This window comes from Enterobacter sp. T2 (genome assembly GCF_010692925.1).
GTDB classification, from domain to species: domain Bacteria; phylum Pseudomonadota; class Gammaproteobacteria; order Enterobacterales; family Enterobacteriaceae; genus Enterobacter; species Enterobacter kobei.
The window spans coordinates 4,582,353-4,600,225 of record NZ_CP048736.1; the positions used below are offsets into that span (position 1 = coordinate 4,582,353).

The following is a 17,873-nucleotide window of genomic DNA, read 5'->3' on the forward strand; positions in this document are numbered from 1 at the left end:
TATCATCATTGTTGAGCCATAACCGGGTCCGCCTGCTTCGCCTCATCCCGCTCAGGACGACGAGGAATGAACGACACGACCCAGGAAACCAGCGAAGTAAGTGACCGGAAAATTAATTTCACCGACGACGGGGCAAATTCTGCAAGGTGACGATAGCCACGGAACCCCAGCTTCAGAATATCCAGCAGGCTTTCCAGAGGTTTATCTTCCGGGAAGCTGTCCTGCCAGAGAGCCCATGTATCCGCACGGGCAAACGTACACTGCACAAAATCAATGTGTTGCTTTTTGGTCAACGGCATCAGTTGCAGACCGACTTCATTGCCCGCCACACGCGCTACCTGCGTCGGGAAGACATACTCCTGCTGGCCACGCTTAAGCAGCAGGTTAACTTTTTGCCCTTCCAGCACTTTCGCCTGGCCGTTGATTTTGATCCCCAGACCACCGTCAGAGAAGTCGTGCACGGTACAGGAGAAGAGGTGACCATCTTCACGGGCAATCGCCGCGGGCATGCAGATTTCAACGCGATGCGCGCGACGAACCTGTTTACTCTCCACCGACACCGCCACCGCGCCGCCAAGAATAATCAGGTTGTAGAAGACCCAGGCCATACTCACAAAGACGGTCAGGATTTCGTTTTCCGGGCCGTAGAAGTAACGCCAGATACCGGCGATGACGCCAACGATGTTCAGCAGCACCAGGAAGATATACGGACGGGAGATCACCCAGTCGACGTACTCCTCTTCCACCAGCCCCCCCTTCGCGGTGACGTTGAATTTCCCTTTATGCGGGTTGATCAGCGCCACCATCGTTGGCGGCGCAATGTACCAGGCCAGCACCGTTTCGTAGATTTCACTCCAGAAGGAATGGCGATATTTACCCTGAATCTTCGAGTTCGTCAGGCTCGCGTGGATCATGTGCGGCAGAACAAACAGCGCAATCATCAGCGCCGGGGCGTAGATGATATAGGCGTGAAGGAGCAGAAACGCCAGCGGCGCGGTCAGGAAGATCAGCCGCGGGATGCCGGATAAGAAGTGGAACATCGCGTTGACGTAGCAGAGACGCTGCGCCAGCTTGAGCCCTTTCCCTATCAGTGGATTATCGAGACGGAAAATCTGCACCATGCCGCGCGCCCAGCGAATACGCTGACCAATGTGCGCCGAGAGCGATTCCGTCGCCAGACCGGCGGCCTGAGGAATACGCATATAGGCCGAGGTATAACCCCGACGGTGCAGACGCAACGAGGTGTGCGCATCTTCAGTCACCGTTTCGACGGCAATACCGCCAATTTCATCCAGCGGTTTACGGCGGATAACCGCACAGGAGCCGCAGAAGAACGTGGCGTCCCACATGTCGTTACCATCCTGCACCAGACCATAGAACAGCGTGCCTTCGTTCGGGGTCTTACGGAAACGGCCAAGGTTGCGTTCAAACGGGTCCGGCGAGAAGAAGTGGTGCGGCGTCTGCATCATCGCCAGCTCTTTCTCTTTCAGGAACCAGCCCATGGTCATCTGCAGGAACGATCGCGTAGGTACGTGGTCGCAGTCAAAGATCGAGACAAACTCCCCGGTAGCATACTTCAGCGCGTTATTGATGTTACCGGCTTTAGCATGTTCGTGCGTCGGACGGGCGATGTATTCGACGCCGACCTCTTCCGCGAACTGGCGGAACGCTGGGCGGTTGCCGTCATCCAGGATCCAGACCTTGAGTTTATCTTTCGGCCAGTCGATGCCGAGCGCAGCATAAATGGTGTTTTTCACCACGCTCAGGTCTTCGTTGTAGGTTGGGACGAAGAGATCGACAGTCGGCCACGTCGTGGTGTCCTTCGGCAGCGGTACGGGCTGGCGATTGAGCGGCCAGATGACCTGGAAATACCCCCAACACCAGCACAATCCAGGCATAGGTTTCGGCAAACAGCAGAATCAGACCGCAGACCAGACTCACCGGGTCGTCCCAGTTCAGCGTTGAGGTGTAACGCCACCAGATATAGCGGCAGGAAACGGTCAGCGACAGCACAATCAGCATCAGCGCCGAGAAGCGGCCCGGAATACGACGCACCAGCAACGCCACGCCCCACAGCAGGATCAGGAAGGTGAACTGCGCCAGGGGATTGAAGGGTTGCGTAATACAGACCAGCGCCAGAATCAGTGAGAACACGACAATCACGCCGAGGATAAAACGCCGCAGGCCCGGGTGGAGGTGCCCGAGCTCTTTTTGGTTATCCAGATGGCTGGTTTTGTCGGTCACGCTGTCAGGCAATTTATCCAGCCACTGGTGATAGCGCTCGCGCAGCTGTTGAACGCGGGAGAAACTGCGCCAGTGCGGCGTCTGGCGTTCTCGCTGTGACGAAGTGACGACCAGCCAGACGGCCTGAATGAGATAACGCGCCGGATCCAAAGGCCGCGGCCGGTCAGGGTTAATGTGTGGATATAATTCATTATGGTGCGCACGTATGCGCTGCCAGCGCGGATGTTCAAGCGGAATGAACATCCAGGCCATAATCATCCAGAAACAGCCAAGCGCGGCACTGAATGCCGACGCACCATGCCGACGAAAATGTCGGTAGCGTTCGCTCAGACGCGCATTAACCGGCGGGATAAGGAACCAACTGGCGAGTCGACTCATACCGAACTCCCTGCCGGCTCCGCCGCGTTGGCGAAGTTCAGCAGACACCAGTTAGCCAGCGTGAGGATCTCTTCTGCCGCCAGGGAATCGCTGCGGTACTCGCCGAGCGGCTGCTTGGAGGCCAGGGATTCTGCCATTCCTTCATCCCGGTGAATCACAATGGGTAGCAGGCGACGCTGACTCTGTAGCCAGACCTGGTAGAGATCGTCCTGGATCTGGCTCCCGATGCGTAAGTCATTAATCAGGAGGTGCGCATTTTGCGGCAGCCCCTGTTGATGCAGACGAATATGGCAATTTGCATCCACGTTGACGATGGAGAGAACATGATCGCACTGCGCGATAAGCTGCCGGGTTAACGTCCCGGCGCCGTGCGGCAGATCCACCAGGATCCACTGGTAGTGGCCTTTTTCTTTCAGACTCTGCAACGCAAGCGTGAACTGCGAAAACAACCGCTGATAAGCGGCTTCATTCTCACGTTCGGTGGTGGTGAGCTGACCAAAAGGCAGTAAATCAAGCTGAGAGGTATAGCGCAGCCCTGCATCCCGCCAGTCTTTATCATCAAGCAACGCGCGTGCCCAACCCGCTTCACGAGTGAAGTCGACGTTGAACGACATACGCAGCAAATTATCGGCGCAGGCGTCAATCACCAACACCGATTCACCTAAAAGCTGTAATGACCACGCCAGCGCCGCGGTAACGGATGTGGTACCCACACCGCCACGGACACCCTGTAATCCGAGTATGGCCATCAATGGCTCCCTTATTGTTGATGGGCGAATTCAGCTAATAATGGCCAGCGTTTAATAGCCGCGGCCAACTGTTCCCGCTGGGAAATATCGGTGTAATCTATTTCAGGTAAAGAAAAGGCCTGCGTCAGCGCCAGAAAATCGTTTTGGAATGTATAGCCCAGGGTCGAGTCGACTGGGGTTCCGGGTTCGTTATTATCCATTTTTCTGCCATCCCTTTGAGGAAAATCGCACGCTCAGAAGTTGCGGGGCGTCCTGCCCTGACAAATTTCATTTACATGCTAAATCTGATGTTCTTTAATTTCAATGTTAGGTTTATTTCTACGCTTTCGCTAGTAAACTGAGATACAGATAAATTAGACGAAAAGAGGGACACCGTGGACTCCATATTTTCTATTGGCATCCAGTCATTATGGGACGAATTGAGCCACATGCCAGTCGGTGGAGTCTGGTGGATTAATACCGACCGTAATGAAGATGCCATCAGTCTGGTAAACCAGACAATTGCCGCCCAGGATAAGGATTCCCGCGTGGCTGTCATTAGCATGGGCGAAGAGCCGAAGAAAATTATCACGCTGGAAAGTGACGGCGGACCGCAAACCGTGCGCTTATTTTCCATGTCAGCAGAAGTGGATAGTCTATACTTTTTGTCCCGCGACGTTCAGTGCTCCATTGATCCGGATCACTATTTAGTGATTCTTAAATGCGCAAATAACGTCCTGCAAAATATCTCTGCTGAAAAACTGCTGCCGTGGCTGGAAAAAATCAATAAATGGGCAAAATTTCAAAATTGCACGCTATTGGTCGTCAATCCCGGCAGTAATAATGACAAGTTGTTTTCACTTTTAATGGGTGAATATCGCTCCCTGTTCGGTCTGGCCAGCCTGCGTGACCAGGTGGGCAGCTATCTCTACGATATTGCTTTCTGGTGTAATGAAAAAGGCGTGAGCGCCAGGCAACAGCTGACCCTGAAACAGAGTGAGGGGAAATGGCACCTGGCACAGCAGGAAGAAACGGTTGTGCAGCCGCGCAGTGATGAAAAACGCATCCTGAGCCATATTGCGGTTTTAGAGGGCGCGCCCGCGCTGTCGGAAAACTGGTCGCTGTTTGAGTCTAACGAAGCGCTTTTTCATGAAGCTCGTACAACCCAGGCGGCAACCCTTGTTTTCTCGTTGATGCAAAATAACCAGATTGAGACGCTGGCGAGACAAATTCATACCTTACGTCGCCAGCGCGGCAGCGCATTAAAAATTGTGGTGCGGGAAAACAATACCAGCCTGCGCGCCACCGATGAGCGTCTGCTGCTTGGCTGCGGAGCAAATATGGTTGTTCCATGGAATGCGCCGCTGTCACGCTGCCTGACGCTAATCGAAAGCGTTCAGGGCCAGCAGTTCAGCCGCCATGTGCCGGAAGACATTTCCACCTTGCTCTCCATGACGCAGCCGATGAAGCTGCGCGGATACCAGAAATGGGATAACTTCTGCGACGCCGTCGGCAATATGATGAGCAACACGCTACTTCCTGCGGACGGGAAAGGGGTGATGGTTGCCCTGCGTCCTGTTCCGGGTATCCGCGTTGAACAGGCTCTCACCTTATGTCGTCCGAATCGTACAGGGGACATCATGACCATTGGCGACAATCGCCTGGTGCTATTTTTGTCCTTCTGCCGGGTGAACGATCTTGATACCGCGCTTAACCACATCTTTCCCCTGCCTACCGGGGATATTTTCTCAAACCGTATGATCTGGTTCGAAGATAATGCTATCAGCGCGGAGCTGGTGCAGATGCGCGCACTTCAGCCTGAACAATGGGTTAAACCGCTGGCGATCACCAGCGATGCAAAACCGATTCTCAATGCCAGACATGACGGCCATGTCTGGCGTCGGGTTCCGGAACCCCATCGCTTATTAACCGAGAATGGGGAGAACGTACCATCATGAATATCAGCGATATTATTCAACTGGTCGTATTCTGTGCGCTGATCTTTTTCCCGCTTGGCTACTATGCGCGCCATTCCATACGTCGTATCCGTGATACGGCCAGAGTGATGTTTATAAAACCTCGCTATGTAAAACCAGCCGGAACACTGACACGGGCATCACACGTCAAGGCAGACCGAAAACATGACTAATTCTACCTATACCGCTTCGTCACCCTCGCCGCTCTGGCAATACTGGCGCGGCCTTTCCGGCTGGAACTTTTACTTTCTGGTGAAGTTTGGTTTGCTCTGGGCAGGCTATCTGAATTTCCATCCCCTGCTTAACCTGGTCTTTATGGCCTTCCTGCTGATGCCGTTGCCGAATATCAGGCTGCATCGTTTACGTCACTGGGTAGCCATCCCCGTCGGCTTTGCGCTGTTCTGGCACGATACCTGGCTACCGGGTCCGGACAGCATAATGAGCCAGGGATCACAGGTTGCGGGCTTCAGTGCAGACTACATGCTTGATCTGGTTGAGCGCTTTATTAACTGGCAGATGATTGGCGCTATCTTTGTCCTGCTAGTGGCCTGGCTGTTCCTGTCGCAGTGGATCCGCGTCACGGTGTTTGTTGTCGCCATTATGATCTGGCTTAACGTGCTGACGCTGGCAGGACCGGACTTCTCCCTGTGGCCTGCAGGTCAACCAACCACCACGGTGACCACCACGGGTGGAAGCGCAGCGGCTACTGTTACCACGGCAGGCGATACGCCTGTGGTAGGTGATATTCCAACCCAGACCGCACCGCCGACCTCCACCAACCTCAATGCGTGGCTTTCCAGCTTCTATACCGCAGAAGATAAGCGACAGACGAAATTCCCGGATGCACTGCCGGCAGATGCTCAACCGTTTGAGCTGCTGGTGATTAACATCTGTTCCCTCTCCTGGGCCGATGTGGATGCAGCCGGATTAATGTCTCACCCACTGTGGTCTCATTTCGATATCCAGTTTAAAGATTTCAACTCTGCCACCTCATACAGCGGCCCGGCAGCGATTCGCCTTCTGCGTGCAAGCTGCGGTCAGACATCGCATAAAAACCTGTACCAGCCGGCAGGGAATCAGTGTTATCTGTTCGATAACCTCGCGAAGCTGGGCTTTACGCAGCATCTGATGCTGGGACATAACGGCCAGTTCGGTAACTTCCTGAAAGAGGTGCGTGAACAGGGTGGCATGCAGGCGCCGCTGATGGATCAAACCGGGCTTCCCGTTACTCTGCTCGGCTTCGACGGTTCACCTGTTTACGACGATACAGCCGTACTGCAGCGCTGGCTGCAAACCATCGAAAAAGACAGCAACCCGCGCAGTGCGACGTTCTTTAACACCCTGCCGCTTCACGACGGTAACCACTTCCCGGGCGTGAGCAAAACGGCAGATTATAAAGTGCGTGCGCAGAAATTCTTCGACGAGCTGGATGCGTTCTTCACTGAGCTGGAAAAATCAGGCCGTAAAGTGATGGTGGTTGTCGTGCCTGAACACGGCGGCGCGCTGAAAGGCGACAGAATGCAGGTGTCAGGTCTGCGTGATATTCCAAGCCCGTCCATTACCAACGTGCCTGCGGGCATTAAATTCTTTGGTATGAAGGCTCCGCACCAGGGCGCGCCGATTGAGATTACACAGCCAACCAGCTATCTGGCAATTTCAGAACTGGTTGCCCGTGCAGTGGACGGGAAGCTGTTTGTGGAAGATAGCGTGAACTGGAATCAGCTCACCAGCAACCTGCCGCAAACGGCAGAGGTCTCCGAAAACGCGAATGCTGTTGTGATTCAGTACCAGAACAAACCGTACGTTCGTCTGAACGGCGGAGATTGGGTACCGTATCCGCAATAAAGGATTTACCCCTCTCCCCTGTAGGGAGAGGGGATTGTCAGTGCGTTATTATTGCGCTGAAATCCATACCAGCATTTTCAGACTTGCCGAATAGTAGTCGTCTTTAGAGGTGATTTCCGGTTCGCCGGATGGCTGACCCATCGTTAAATCCCTGACCGCCAGCAGACCCCCTTCCATCATATAGGGCGCGTATTCGTTGGTCGTGACGTTAACCCAGGCGGGTGTATGTTCCCGTGGGAACTGACCAAACCAGGCTTTCCAGGGCGTCAGCAGCGGGCTTTGTTTATCAGACCAGGCTATGTACAGCGGAATACGAATCGCATCGTAGCTCATTCGCGGTGGCCAGTCTTTGGCCGGCGTCAGCTTGCCCGCGGATGCCAGCGAAACCCAGTCTGTCGGTAGATTCGCTGTACCCGATCCCATTTTTCCCAGCAGACGTTTCCCGTCCTTTATCAATTCACGCCAGACCGGCAAATGACTGCGTCCGGCAAAGGCCTGCCAGGCCGGAAACACAAAATAGGAAGGATTAAGGACCACTTCACCCTCAAGCTTAAATCCCTGTACGCCGGGCAGCATCACGCGGTAACCCGCATAGCGGATTACGTTGTGGTCAACCAGTGCTTTCGTAATCGCATCCGATGCGGCGCTGTAGCGTTTGTCATGCCAGCGCGCATCGGCTTTTAACAACGCCCATGCAATCAGGACATCGCCATCTGTGGCGTTGTTTTTATCAGCGACCGGATTAGACTCCGCGGGGTTATAACGCCAGTAAAACAGACCATTTTCGCTGTTCTTTAGCGTCCTGTTGGTCCATTGCCAGAGCTTATCGAACGTGGCTTTATCGTCGTTAGCCACCGCCATTAACATGGCGAAACCCTGACCTTCCGTATGCGAAACGTCACCGTTGCCGGTATCAACAATGCGGCCTTCCGGTTTAAAAAAGCGCGCCTTGTAACTCTCCCAGGCCTGACCCGCCTGCGAGAGAGGAGAGAACAGCAAGCTCATCATCACAGCCAGGGTCGCGCAAACGGGTTTTCGCATCATTCACCCCATTCGGTTATTCGGCACTTCGCAGTGAAATTTCACCGCCCATCCACGGCTTGATCACGCCATCCTGTTCCAGGAGCAACGCGCCCTGAGCGTCAATCCCGCGGGAAATGCCGTAGATCTCTTTATCACCAATCAGTAATTTCACCGGGCGATTGATGAAGTTGTCCAGTTTTTCCCAACGAGACAGGAACGTTGCGAGCCCTTCCTGTTCAAAAAGCGTCAGTGAACTGCGCAACTCTTTAATCATACGCACGGCAAGGATGTTACGATCGATGACGATCCCCGCCTCCTGGAGATTCGTCCAGGCCTGGTTGACCACATCGTTTTGTACGTTACGCATCACCATATTGAGGCCCGCGCCAATAACGATTTGCGCCGCATCGCCCGTTTTTCCCGTCAGTTCGACCAGAATACCGGCAAGTTTACGATCGTTCAGGTAAAGATCGTTAGGCCATTTAACACGCACCCGATCGGCGCCCAGATCGTGTAGCACCTCTGCCATGACAATCCCGATGACCAGACTCAGGCCAATCGCTGCGGCAGGGCCTTGATCGAGTCGCCAGTACATGGACAGGTAGAGGTTGGCACCAAAGGGCGAGAACCATTTTCGCCCTCGGCGACCACGCCCGGCCTGCTGATACTCTGCAACGCAGGCATCGCCGGATTTCAGTTCAGGCAGACGATCCAGAAGATACTGGTTCGTTGAGTCAATCACCGGCAGCACCGCAACATTGCCGTGCCCAATCTGGCTACGAATCACGTCTTCATTCAGCAATTGAATGGGTTCCGGCAGGCTGTACCCTTTTCCAGGAACGGTAAAGACATCGACACCCCAGTCGCGGAGGGTCTGGATATGCTTATTAATGCCTGCACGGCTCATGCCAAGCTGCTCACCCAGCTGCTCGCCAGAATGAAACTCCCCATCCGCAAGGATGCTAATTAGGGTTAACGGGATGGTATTGTCTTTCACGCGATGGTCTCCACGGCATTCACTTCACCTGTGCGGCCAATGAAGCGGACTTCTGGCTCCAGCCAGACGTTAAACTTTTCACCCACACGTTCACGAACATAATGAGCCAGTTTGACCACGTCATCACTGCTCGCATCATGTTGATTGATCAGTACCAGAGCCTGCTGCTGATGAACGGCAGCGCCTCCGACTGAAGTGCCTTTAAGCTGGCATTGATCGATAAGCCATCCCGCAGCCAGCTTCACGCTGCCATCTGCCTGAGGGTAATGTGGTGCTGCGGGCCATCCTTCAAGGAAGACCTTTGCCTTTTCGCTGTCGATCACCGGGTTTTTGAAGAAACTTCCGGCATTTCCATTTACTTTCGGGTCGGGAAGCTTGGTCATGCGCATATGACAAACCGAGTCAAACACATCGCGGGGGGTGGCGGTAGCCGGATCGAGACGCGTTAAATCACCGTAGGTCAGTACGGGCTGCCAGTTCTTCGACAGGCGCAGGCCCACGGCGACAATCACGTAGCGATCCTGATATTCATGTTTGAAGATACTGTCACGGTAGCCAAAACGGCACTGTTCTGCGGTTAAACGCTTAGCCGTTCCAGTCGCCAGTTCGATGCAGTCGACGTATTCACAGACATGTTTCAGCTCGATGCCATAGGCACCGATGTTTTGAATCGGTGATGATCCAGCGCAGCCCGGAATAAGCGCAAGGTTTTCCAGGCCAGGCATCCCTTTTTCCAGGGTAAATTGCACCAGGTGATGCCAGTTTTCTCCGGCCCCCACGTGCAAGTGCCAGCTATCGGCGCGCTCTTCCACATCAATTCCCATGATGCGGTTAACGATCACTGCTCCCGCAAAATCGTCGAGAAACAGGACATTACTTCCTTCGCCCAGAATCAGTACGGGTTCGTTTTTTTCGGTTGCGCTTTGCCATGCATTCAGCAACTGCTGTGCAGTATCGGCACGGACAATGTGATTAGCATTGCGTTGAATACCAAAGGTATTCCAGGGCTTAAGGGAGTGGTTCATAGACGCTATCCTGATGCAAAAACGCAGGTAGTTTACCGTATAAGCAGGGCGTTGGGGGATTAGTTTGTATAGCGCAGAAACGCAAAAAGGCCATCCTTACGGATGGCCTTTTCACTTATTTGATGCCTGGCAGTTCCCTACTCTCACATGGGGAGACCCCACACTACCATCGGCGCTACGGCGTTTCACTTCTGAGTTCGGCATGGGGTCAGGTGGGACCACCGCGCTAAAGCCGCCAGGCAAATTCTGTTATCTGTATCAGCTGAAAATCGTCTCTCACCGCCAAAACAGCTTCGGCGTTGTAAGGTTAAGCCTCACGGTTCATTAGTATCGGTTAGCTCAACGCATCGCTGCGCTTACACACCCGACCTATCAACGTCGTCGTCTTCAACGTTCCTTCAGGAGACTTATAGTCTCAGGGAGAACTCATCTCGGGGCAAGTTTCGTGCTTAGATGCTTTCAGCACTTATCTCTTCCGCATTTAGCTACCGGGCAGTGCCATTGGCATGACAACCCGAACACCAGTGATGCGTCCACTCCGGTCCTCTCGTACTAGGAGCAGCCCCCCTCAATTCTCCAGCGCCCACGGCAGATAGGGACCGAACTGTCTCACGACGTTCTAAACCCAGCTCGCGTACCACTTTAAATGGCGAACAGCCATACCCTTGGGACCTACTTCAGCCCCAGGATGTGATGAGCCGACATCGAGGTGCCAAACACCGCCGTCGATATGAACTCTTGGGCGGTATCAGCCTGTTATCCCCGGAGTACCTTTTATCCGTTGAGCGATGGCCCTTCCATTCAGAACCACCGGATCACTATGACCTGCTTTCGCACCTGCTCGAGCCGTCACTCTCGCAGTCAAGCTAGCTTATGCCATTGCACTAACCTCCTGATGTCCGACCAGGATTAGCTAACCTTCGTGCTCCTCCGTTACTCTTTGGGAGGAGACCGCCCCAGTCAAACTACCCACCAGACACTGTCCGCAACCCGGATTACGGGTCTACGTTAGAACACCAGCCATTAAAGGGTGGTATTTCAAGGTCGGCTCCACGCAGACTGGCGTCCACGCTTCAAAGCCTCCCACCTATCCTACACATCAAGGACCAGTGTTCAGTGTCAAGCTATAGTAAAGGTTCACGGGGTCTTTCCGTCTTGCCGCGGGTACACTGCATCTTCACAGCGAGTTCAATTTCACTGAGTCTCGGGTGGAGACAGCCTGGCCATCATTACGCCATTCGTGCAGGTCGGAACTTACCCGACAAGGAATTTCGCTACCTTAGGACCGTTATAGTTACGGCCGCCGTTTACCGGGGCTTCGATCAAGAGCTTCGCGTTACCGCTAACCCCATCAATTAACCTTCCGGCACCGGGCAGGCGTCACACCGTATACGTCCACTTTCGTGTTTGCACAGTGCTGTGTTTTTAATAAACAGTTGCAGCCAGCTGGTATCTTCGACTGATTTCAGCTCCACCCGCAGGGGCTTCACCTACATATCAGCGTGCCTTCTCCCGAAGTTACGGCACCATTTTGCCTAGTTCCTTCACCCGAGTTCTCTCAAGCGCCTTGGTATTCTCTACCTGACCACCTGTGTCGGTTTGGGGTACGATTTCGTGTTACCTGATGCTTAGAGGCTTTTCCTGGAAGCAGGGCATTTGTTACTTCAGCACCGTAGTGCCTCGTCATCACACCTCAGCGTTAAAAGGTACCGGATTTACCTGGAACCTCCGCCTACATGCTTAAACCGGGACAACCGTCGCCCGGCTAACATAGCCTTCTCCGTCCCCCCTTCGCAGTAACACCAAGTACAGGAATATTAACCTGTTTCCCATCGACTACGCCTTTCGGCCTCGCCTTAGGGGTCGACTCACCCTGCCCCGATTAACGTTGGACAGGAACCCTTGGTCTTCCGGCGAGCGGGCTTTTCACCCGCTTTATCGTTACTTATGTCAGCATTCGCACTTCTGATACCTCCAGCAACCCTCACAGGCCACCTTCAACGGCTTACAGAACGCTCCCCTACCCAACAACGCATAAGCGTCGCTGCCGCAGCTTCGGTGCATGGTTTAGCCCCGTTACATCTTCCGCGCAGGCCGACTCGACCAGTGAGCTATTACGCTTTCTTTAAATGATGGCTGCTTCTAAGCCAACATCCTGGCTGTCTGTGCCTTCCCACATCGTTTCCCACTTAACCATGACTTTGGGACCTTAGCTGGCGGTCTGGGTTGTTTCCCTCTTCACGACGGACGTTAGCACCCGCCGTGTGTCTCCCGTGATAACATTCTTCGGTATTCGTAGTTTGCATCGGGTTGGTAAGCCGGGATGGCCCCCTAGCCGAAACAGTGCTCTACCCCCGAAGATGAGTTCACGAGGCGCTACCTAAATAGCTTTCGGGGAGAACCAGCTATCTCCCGGTTTGATTGGCCTTTCACCCCCAGCCACAGGTCATCCGCTAATTTTTCAACATTAGTCGGTTCGGTCCTCCAGTTAGTGTTACCCAACCTTCAACCTGCCCATGGCTAGATCACCGGGTTTCGGGTCTATACCCTGCAACTTAACGCCCAGTTAAGACTCGGTTTCCCTTCGGCTCCCCTATACGGTTAACCTTGCTACAGAATATAAGTCGCTGACCCATTATACAAAAGGTACGCAGTCACCTAACAAGTAGGCTCCCACTGCTTGTACGTACACGGTTTCAGGTTCTTTTTCACTCCCCTCGCCGGGGTTCTTTTCGCCTTTCCCTCACGGTACTGGTTCACTATCGGTCAGTCAGGAGTATTTAGCCTTGGAGGATGGTCCCCCCATATTCAGACAGGATACCACGTGTCCCGCCCTACTCTTCGAGTTCACAGCCTGTGCATTTTCGTGTACGGGACTATCACCCTGTACCGTCGGACTTTCCAGACCGTTCCACTAACACACAAGCTGATTCAGACTCCGGGCTGCTCCCCGTTCGCTCGCCGCTACTGGGGGAATCTCGGTTGATTTCTTTTCCTCGGGGTACTTAGATGTTTCAGTTCCCCCGGTTCGCCTCGTTAACCTATGTATTCAGTTAACGATAGTGTGACGAATCACACTGGGTTTCCCCATTCGGACATCGCCGGGTCAAAGGTTCATATCACCTCGCCGGCGCTTTTCGCAGATTAGCACGTCCTTCATCGCCTCTGACTGCCAGGGCATCCACCGTGTACGCTTAGTCGCTTAACCTCACAACCCGAAGATGTTTCTTTCGATTCATCATCGGTTTGCGAAAATTTGAGAGACTCGAACACACATAACATGTGTGTCGTTTCAATTTTCAGCTTGATCCAGATTTTTAAAGAGCAAAACTTCGCAGTGCACCTTTTCAGGTGCACTCTGAAGTTTTCTTGTTTTCGCAGTAAAAGATGGTGGAGCTATGCGGGATCGAACCGCAGACCTCCTGCGTGCAAAGCAGGCGCTCTCCCAGCTGAGCTATAGCCCCATCGTTTTGCCAACCTCTGTACCGGTAATTTTTGTTGAGGCAAGGCGTGGTGACACGAAGCATACTTAAGTATGTGAGTGTCGCCGCAACGCAGCATCAGCAAAAATTTGGTAGGCCTGAGTGGACTTGAACCACCGACCTCACCCTTATCAGGGGTGCGCTCTAACCACCTGAGCTACAAGCCTGCAGAGATTTTTACTGCTGTTTTTTCATCAGACAATCTGTGTGAGCACTGCAAAGGCAGGTTCTTTAAGGTAAGGAGGTGATCCAACCGCAGGTTCCCCTACGGTTACCTTGTTACGACTTCACCCCAGTCATGAATCACAAAGTGGTAAGCGCCCTCCCGAAGGTTAAGCTACCTACTTCTTTTGCAACCCACTCCCATGGTGTGACGGGCGGTGTGTACAAGGCCCGGGAACGTATTCACCGTAGCATTCTGATCTACGATTACTAGCGATTCCGACTTCATGGAGTCGAGTTGCAGACTCCAATCCGGACTACGACGCACTTTATGAGGTCCGCTTGCTCTCGCGAGGTCGCTTCTCTTTGTATGCGCCATTGTAGCACGTGTGTAGCCCTACTCGTAAGGGCCATGATGACTTGACGTCATCCCCACCTTCCTCCAGTTTATCACTGGCAGTCTCCTTTGAGTTCCCGGCCTAACCGCTGGCAACAAAGGATAAGGGTTGCGCTCGTTGCGGGACTTAACCCAACATTTCACAACACGAGCTGACGACAGCCATGCAGCACCTGTCTCAGAGTTCCCGAAGGCACCAATCCATCTCTGGAAAGTTCTCTGGATGTCAAGAGTAGGTAAGGTTCTTCGCGTTGCATCGAATTAAACCACATGCTCCACCGCTTGTGCGGGCCCCCGTCAATTCATTTGAGTTTTAACCTTGCGGCCGTACTCCCCAGGCGGTCGACTTAACGCGTTAGCTCCGGAAGCCACGCCTCAAGGGCACAACCTCCAAGTCGACATCGTTTACGGCGTGGACTACCAGGGTATCTAATCCTGTTTGCTCCCCACGCTTTCGCACCTGAGCGTCAGTCTTTGTCCAGGGGGCCGCCTTCGCCACCGGTATTCCTCCAGATCTCTACGCATTTCACCGCTACACCTGGAATTCTACCCCCCTCTACAAGACTCTAGCCTGCCAGTTTCGAATGCAGTTCCCAGGTTGAGCCCGGGGATTTCACATCCGACTTGACAGACCGCCTGCGTGCGCTTTACGCCCAGTAATTCCGATTAACGCTTGCACCCTCCGTATTACCGCGGCTGCTGGCACGGAGTTAGCCGGTGCTTCTTCTGCGGGTAACGTCAATTGCTGCGGTTATTAACCACAACACCTTCCTCCCCGCTGAAAGTACTTTACAACCCGAAGGCCTTCTTCATACACGCGGCATGGCTGCATCAGGCTTGCGCCCATTGTGCAATATTCCCCACTGCTGCCTCCCGTAGGAGTCTGGACCGTGTCTCAGTTCCAGTGTGGCTGGTCATCCTCTCAGACCAGCTAGGGATCGTCGCCTAGGTGAGCCGTTACCCCACCTACTAGCTAATCCCATCTGGGCACATCTGATGGCAAGAGGCCCGAAGGTCCCCCTCTTTGGTCTTGCGACGTTATGCGGTATTAGCTACCGTTTCCAGTAGTTATCCCCCTCCATCAGGCAGTTTCCCAGACATTACTCACCCGTCCGCCACTCGTCACCCGAGAGCAAGCTCTCTGTGCTACCGTTCGACTTGCATGTGTTAGGCCTGCCGCCAGCGTTCAATCTGAGCCATGATCAAACTCTTCAATTTAAGTTTGATGCTCGTGAATTAAACTTCGTAATGAATTACGTATGTTCACTCAGAGACTTGGTATTCATTTTTCGTCTTGCGACGTTAAGAATCCATGTCACTTTGAGTGCCCACACAGATTGTCTGATAAATTGTTAAAGAGCAGTGCCGCTTCGTTTTCGCTGCGGCGCGGGGTGTGCATATTACGCTTCCCCGCTTCAGAGTCAAGCGTTTATTTTGCTTTTCTCTGCTGACCCGGCGGCGTGTGTGCCGTTGTTCCGTGTCAGTGGAGGCGCATTATAGGGAGTTATTTCACAGTGACAAGCACAAAATACAAAAAACTTTTCGTTCGCTCACTTTTCAAACTTAACGCTTATTTAAGTCGCGAATCGTCCGTTAAATGTGCGATTTCCCGCGCAAAACTGGCCACCTGCGACCAGTCGGTATAAACCACTTCTTTGCGGGTATCGGTTTCACCACCGGTCATTTTCATAATCAGGCGGATCATGAAACGGTCATACCAACGGTATCGAGGGTAACGCAGCGCACCAGCAAAAACCGCGCACAGGTCTGGCTGCCACGGTGAGCTGAGTAAAAACTTGCGCGTATAGCTGTTGGTCTGCGGCGTACGCTTCTCGGCTTTACGCGCAACCAGATTGACCGAGTAAAACGCGCCGGGCAATTTGTTGAGCACCGCCGTGTGCTTTTTCACAAAGCGATCCAGCGCTGGATGGAAATGCCCGTAACGAATAGAGGCGCCAATCACCACGCGATCGTACTCCTGCCAGGTGATCTGCTCCGCGCGATTCAGGTTCACCACATCCGAGTAAATACCCAGTTCTTTCAATTCCGACGCCAGATACGCGGCAATCTCACGTGTTTGTCCGTCTCGCGTAGAGAAAAGAATCAGTGTTTTCATCAACGGCTCCTTATTCGCGCCAGAATGTTGGGGTGAAGAGCACCAGCAGCGTAAAGACCTCAAGACGGCCAAACAGCATATTGGCAATGAGGATCCATTTCGCGACCGGGTTCATACTGGCAAAGTTATCCGCCACGACCCCCAGGCCTGGCCCGAGGTTATTCAATGTTGCGACGACGGACGCAAAGGCGGAGAAATCATCCACCCCCGTCGCGATGATCGCCAGCATACTGACGATAAAGACCAGCGCATACGCCGAGAAAAAGCCCCATACGGCTTCGAGAATACGTTCCGGCAGCGCGCGGTTCCCCAGTTTAATGCTGTAGACCGCGTTCGGGTGGACCAGTCGTTTCAGCTCACGGTTGCCCTGCTTGAACAGCAGCAGAATACGAATCACCTTCAGACCACCGCCCGTCGACCCGGCGCAGCCGCCAATAAACGCAGAGCACAGCAGGAGTACCGGCAGGAACAGCGGCCAGCGCGCAATACTGTCCGTGGTAAATCCGGCGGTCGTCGCCATTGATACCACCTGGAAGAACGCCTGGTTTAGGGTCGTCAGCGCGGAGTTGTAAACATCATGGAACCACAGCACCAGGGTACAGATGACGACCAGCGTAAGCTGGACACCAATGAACATGCGGAACTCAGGGTCGCGCCAATACACCTTCAGGCTTCGCCCGCTCAGTAAAGAGAAGTGCAGGCCATAGTTACAGCCAGAAATCAGCAGGAAAATCGCAATGATGGTGTTGATCGTTGGGCTATCGAAGTAGCCCACGCTGGCATCGTGGGTGGAGAACCCGCCGATAGCGATTGTCGCAAAGCTGTGTCCGATGGCATCAAAAGCAGGCATCCCGGCAAACCAGAGCGCCAGCGCACAGGCCACCGTCAGCAGGACATAAATCAGCCACAGGGTTTTCGCCGTCTCGGCAATACGCGGGCGCATCTTGTTATCTTTCAGCGGCCCGGGCATTTCAGCCCTGTACAACTGCATCCCACCGACGCCCAGAATGGGCAGAATAGCTACCGCCAGGACGATGATCCCCATGCCGCCGAACCACTGCAGCATCTGGCGATAAAAGAGGATGGCGTGGGGTAATGAATCCAGACCCACCAGCGTCGTCGCCCCGGTGGTCGTTAACCCCGAGAACGATTCAAAAAAGGCATCCGTGATGCTCAGGTTAGGTTGCTCGGAGAAGATAAAGGGCAGCGAACCCACGCTCCCCAGCACCGTCCAGAACAGCACCACGATCAGAAAGCCTTCGCGGGATTTCAGCTCACCTTTCTGACGACGATTCGGCCACCACAGCAGCGAGCCAATCGCCAGTGCGACAAAAAAGGTCTGGGTAAATGCCCGCCCCGCGCCGTCCCGGTAGATAAGCGCCACCAGTCCTGGGAGAATCATCGTCCCGGAAAAAAGTATGACCAGCAGTCCAACGATTCGGGTTATGGCACGAAAATGCATCTCTGCCGCTTCCTTTGGTATTCAAAAAAGTGAGGTGG

10 protein-coding genes, 2 tRNA genes, 3 rRNA genes and 1 pseudogene are annotated in these 17,873 nt (G+C 53.7%); 3 read left to right on the forward strand and 13 right to left on the reverse strand.

All coding sequences use genetic code 11. The features are described 5' to 3' along the window. Window positions 1-5: 5 nt before the first annotated feature. The 3 genes and pseudogenes from bcsA to bcsR form a co-directional block, all read right to left on the reverse strand. Window positions 6-2,622, reverse strand: a pseudogene (gene bcsA / locus G0034_RS21940) (UDP-forming cellulose synthase catalytic subunit). Continuing rightward, window positions 2,619-3,371, reverse strand: a complete 753-nt coding sequence (gene bcsQ, locus G0034_RS21945) for a cellulose biosynthesis protein BcsQ (RefSeq protein WP_014885603.1) — start codon at window positions 3,369-3,371, stop codon at window positions 2,619-2,621. The pseudogene bcsA and the gene bcsQ overlap by 4 nt, the downstream one beginning before the upstream one ends. Before the next feature lie 11 nt (window positions 3,372-3,382). Beyond that, entirely contained in the window at window positions 3,383-3,571 is a 189-nt protein-coding gene (gene bcsR, locus G0034_RS21950; protein ID WP_008503237.1) for a cellulose biosynthesis protein BcsR, read from the reverse strand. Between the two features lie 174 nt (window positions 3,572-3,745). Here bcsR and bcsE point away from each other — a divergent pair, with 174 nt between their 5' ends. The 3 genes from bcsE to bcsG are packed head-to-tail and all read left to right on the forward strand — an operon-like array spanning window position 3,746 to window position 7,171. Beyond that, the gene (bcsE, locus tag G0034_RS21955; protein ID WP_063862187.1) at window positions 3,746-5,308 is read left to right on the forward strand and encodes a cellulose biosynthesis c-di-GMP-binding protein BcsE; all 1,563 of its coding nucleotides are present in this window, start codon (window positions 3,746-3,748) and stop codon (window positions 5,306-5,308) included. Then, window positions 5,305-5,499: a cellulose biosynthesis protein BcsF gene (bcsF, locus tag G0034_RS21960; protein ID WP_014885605.1), complete on the forward strand. Its 195-nt coding sequence runs from the start codon at window positions 5,305-5,307 to the stop codon at window positions 5,497-5,499. The genes bcsE and bcsF overlap by 4 nt, the downstream gene beginning before the upstream one ends. Further along, entirely contained in the window at window positions 5,492-7,171 is a 1,680-nt protein-coding gene (gene bcsG, locus G0034_RS21965; RefSeq protein WP_014885606.1) for a cellulose biosynthesis protein BcsG, read from the forward strand. Before bcsF ends, bcsG begins: the two co-directional genes overlap by 8 nt. A gap of 48 nt (window positions 7,172-7,219) precedes the next feature. On the opposite strand, the gene G0034_RS21970 is transcribed toward bcsG, so the two are convergent. The 10 genes from G0034_RS21970 to trkH form a co-directional block, all read right to left on the reverse strand. After that, window positions 7,220-8,212: a family 8 glycosyl hydrolase gene (locus G0034_RS21970; protein WP_179121354.1), complete on the reverse strand. Its 993-nt coding sequence runs from the start codon at window positions 8,210-8,212 to the stop codon at window positions 7,220-7,222. A 16-nt stretch (window positions 8,213-8,228) separates the two neighbouring features. Then, window positions 8,229-9,191: a bifunctional biotin--[acetyl-CoA-carboxylase] ligase/biotin operon repressor BirA gene (gene birA / locus G0034_RS21975; RefSeq protein WP_023331541.1), complete on the reverse strand. Its 963-nt coding sequence runs from the start codon at window positions 9,189-9,191 to the stop codon at window positions 8,229-8,231. After that, on the reverse strand, window positions 9,188-10,216 hold the full coding sequence (gene murB, locus G0034_RS21980; protein WP_179121264.1) for a UDP-N-acetylmuramate dehydrogenase: 1,029 nt from the start codon (window positions 10,214-10,216) through the stop codon (window positions 9,188-9,190). Before murB ends, birA begins: the two co-directional genes overlap by 4 nt. Before the next feature lie 124 nt (window positions 10,217-10,340). Continuing rightward, window positions 10,341-10,456: ribosomal RNA gene (gene rrf, locus G0034_RS21985) — 5S ribosomal RNA — on the reverse strand. A gap of 63 nt (window positions 10,457-10,519) precedes the next feature. After that, window positions 10,520-13,424, reverse strand: a 23S ribosomal RNA gene (locus G0034_RS21990). Between the two features lie 180 nt (window positions 13,425-13,604). Further along, window positions 13,605-13,680: transfer RNA gene (locus G0034_RS21995), tRNA-Ala, on the reverse strand. A gap of 108 nt (window positions 13,681-13,788) precedes the next feature. Next, a tRNA-Ile gene (locus tag G0034_RS22000) sits at window positions 13,789-13,865 on the reverse strand. A gap of 70 nt (window positions 13,866-13,935) precedes the next feature. Then, a 16S ribosomal RNA gene (locus G0034_RS22005) occupies window positions 13,936-15,475 on the reverse strand. The 16S, 23S and 5S rRNA genes sit together here with 2 tRNA genes alongside, the layout of an rRNA operon. Before the next feature lie 352 nt (window positions 15,476-15,827). After that, window positions 15,828-16,373, reverse strand: coding sequence for a menaquinone-dependent protoporphyrinogen IX dehydrogenase (gene hemG, locus G0034_RS22010; protein ID WP_014885610.1), 546 nt, complete (start codon window positions 16,371-16,373; stop codon window positions 15,828-15,830). 10 nt (window positions 16,374-16,383) lie between these two features. Then, window positions 16,384-17,835: a Trk system potassium transporter TrkH gene (trkH, locus tag G0034_RS22015; protein ID WP_013099227.1), complete on the reverse strand. Its 1,452-nt coding sequence runs from the start codon at window positions 17,833-17,835 to the stop codon at window positions 16,384-16,386. Window positions 17,836-17,873 lie beyond the last annotated feature (38 nt).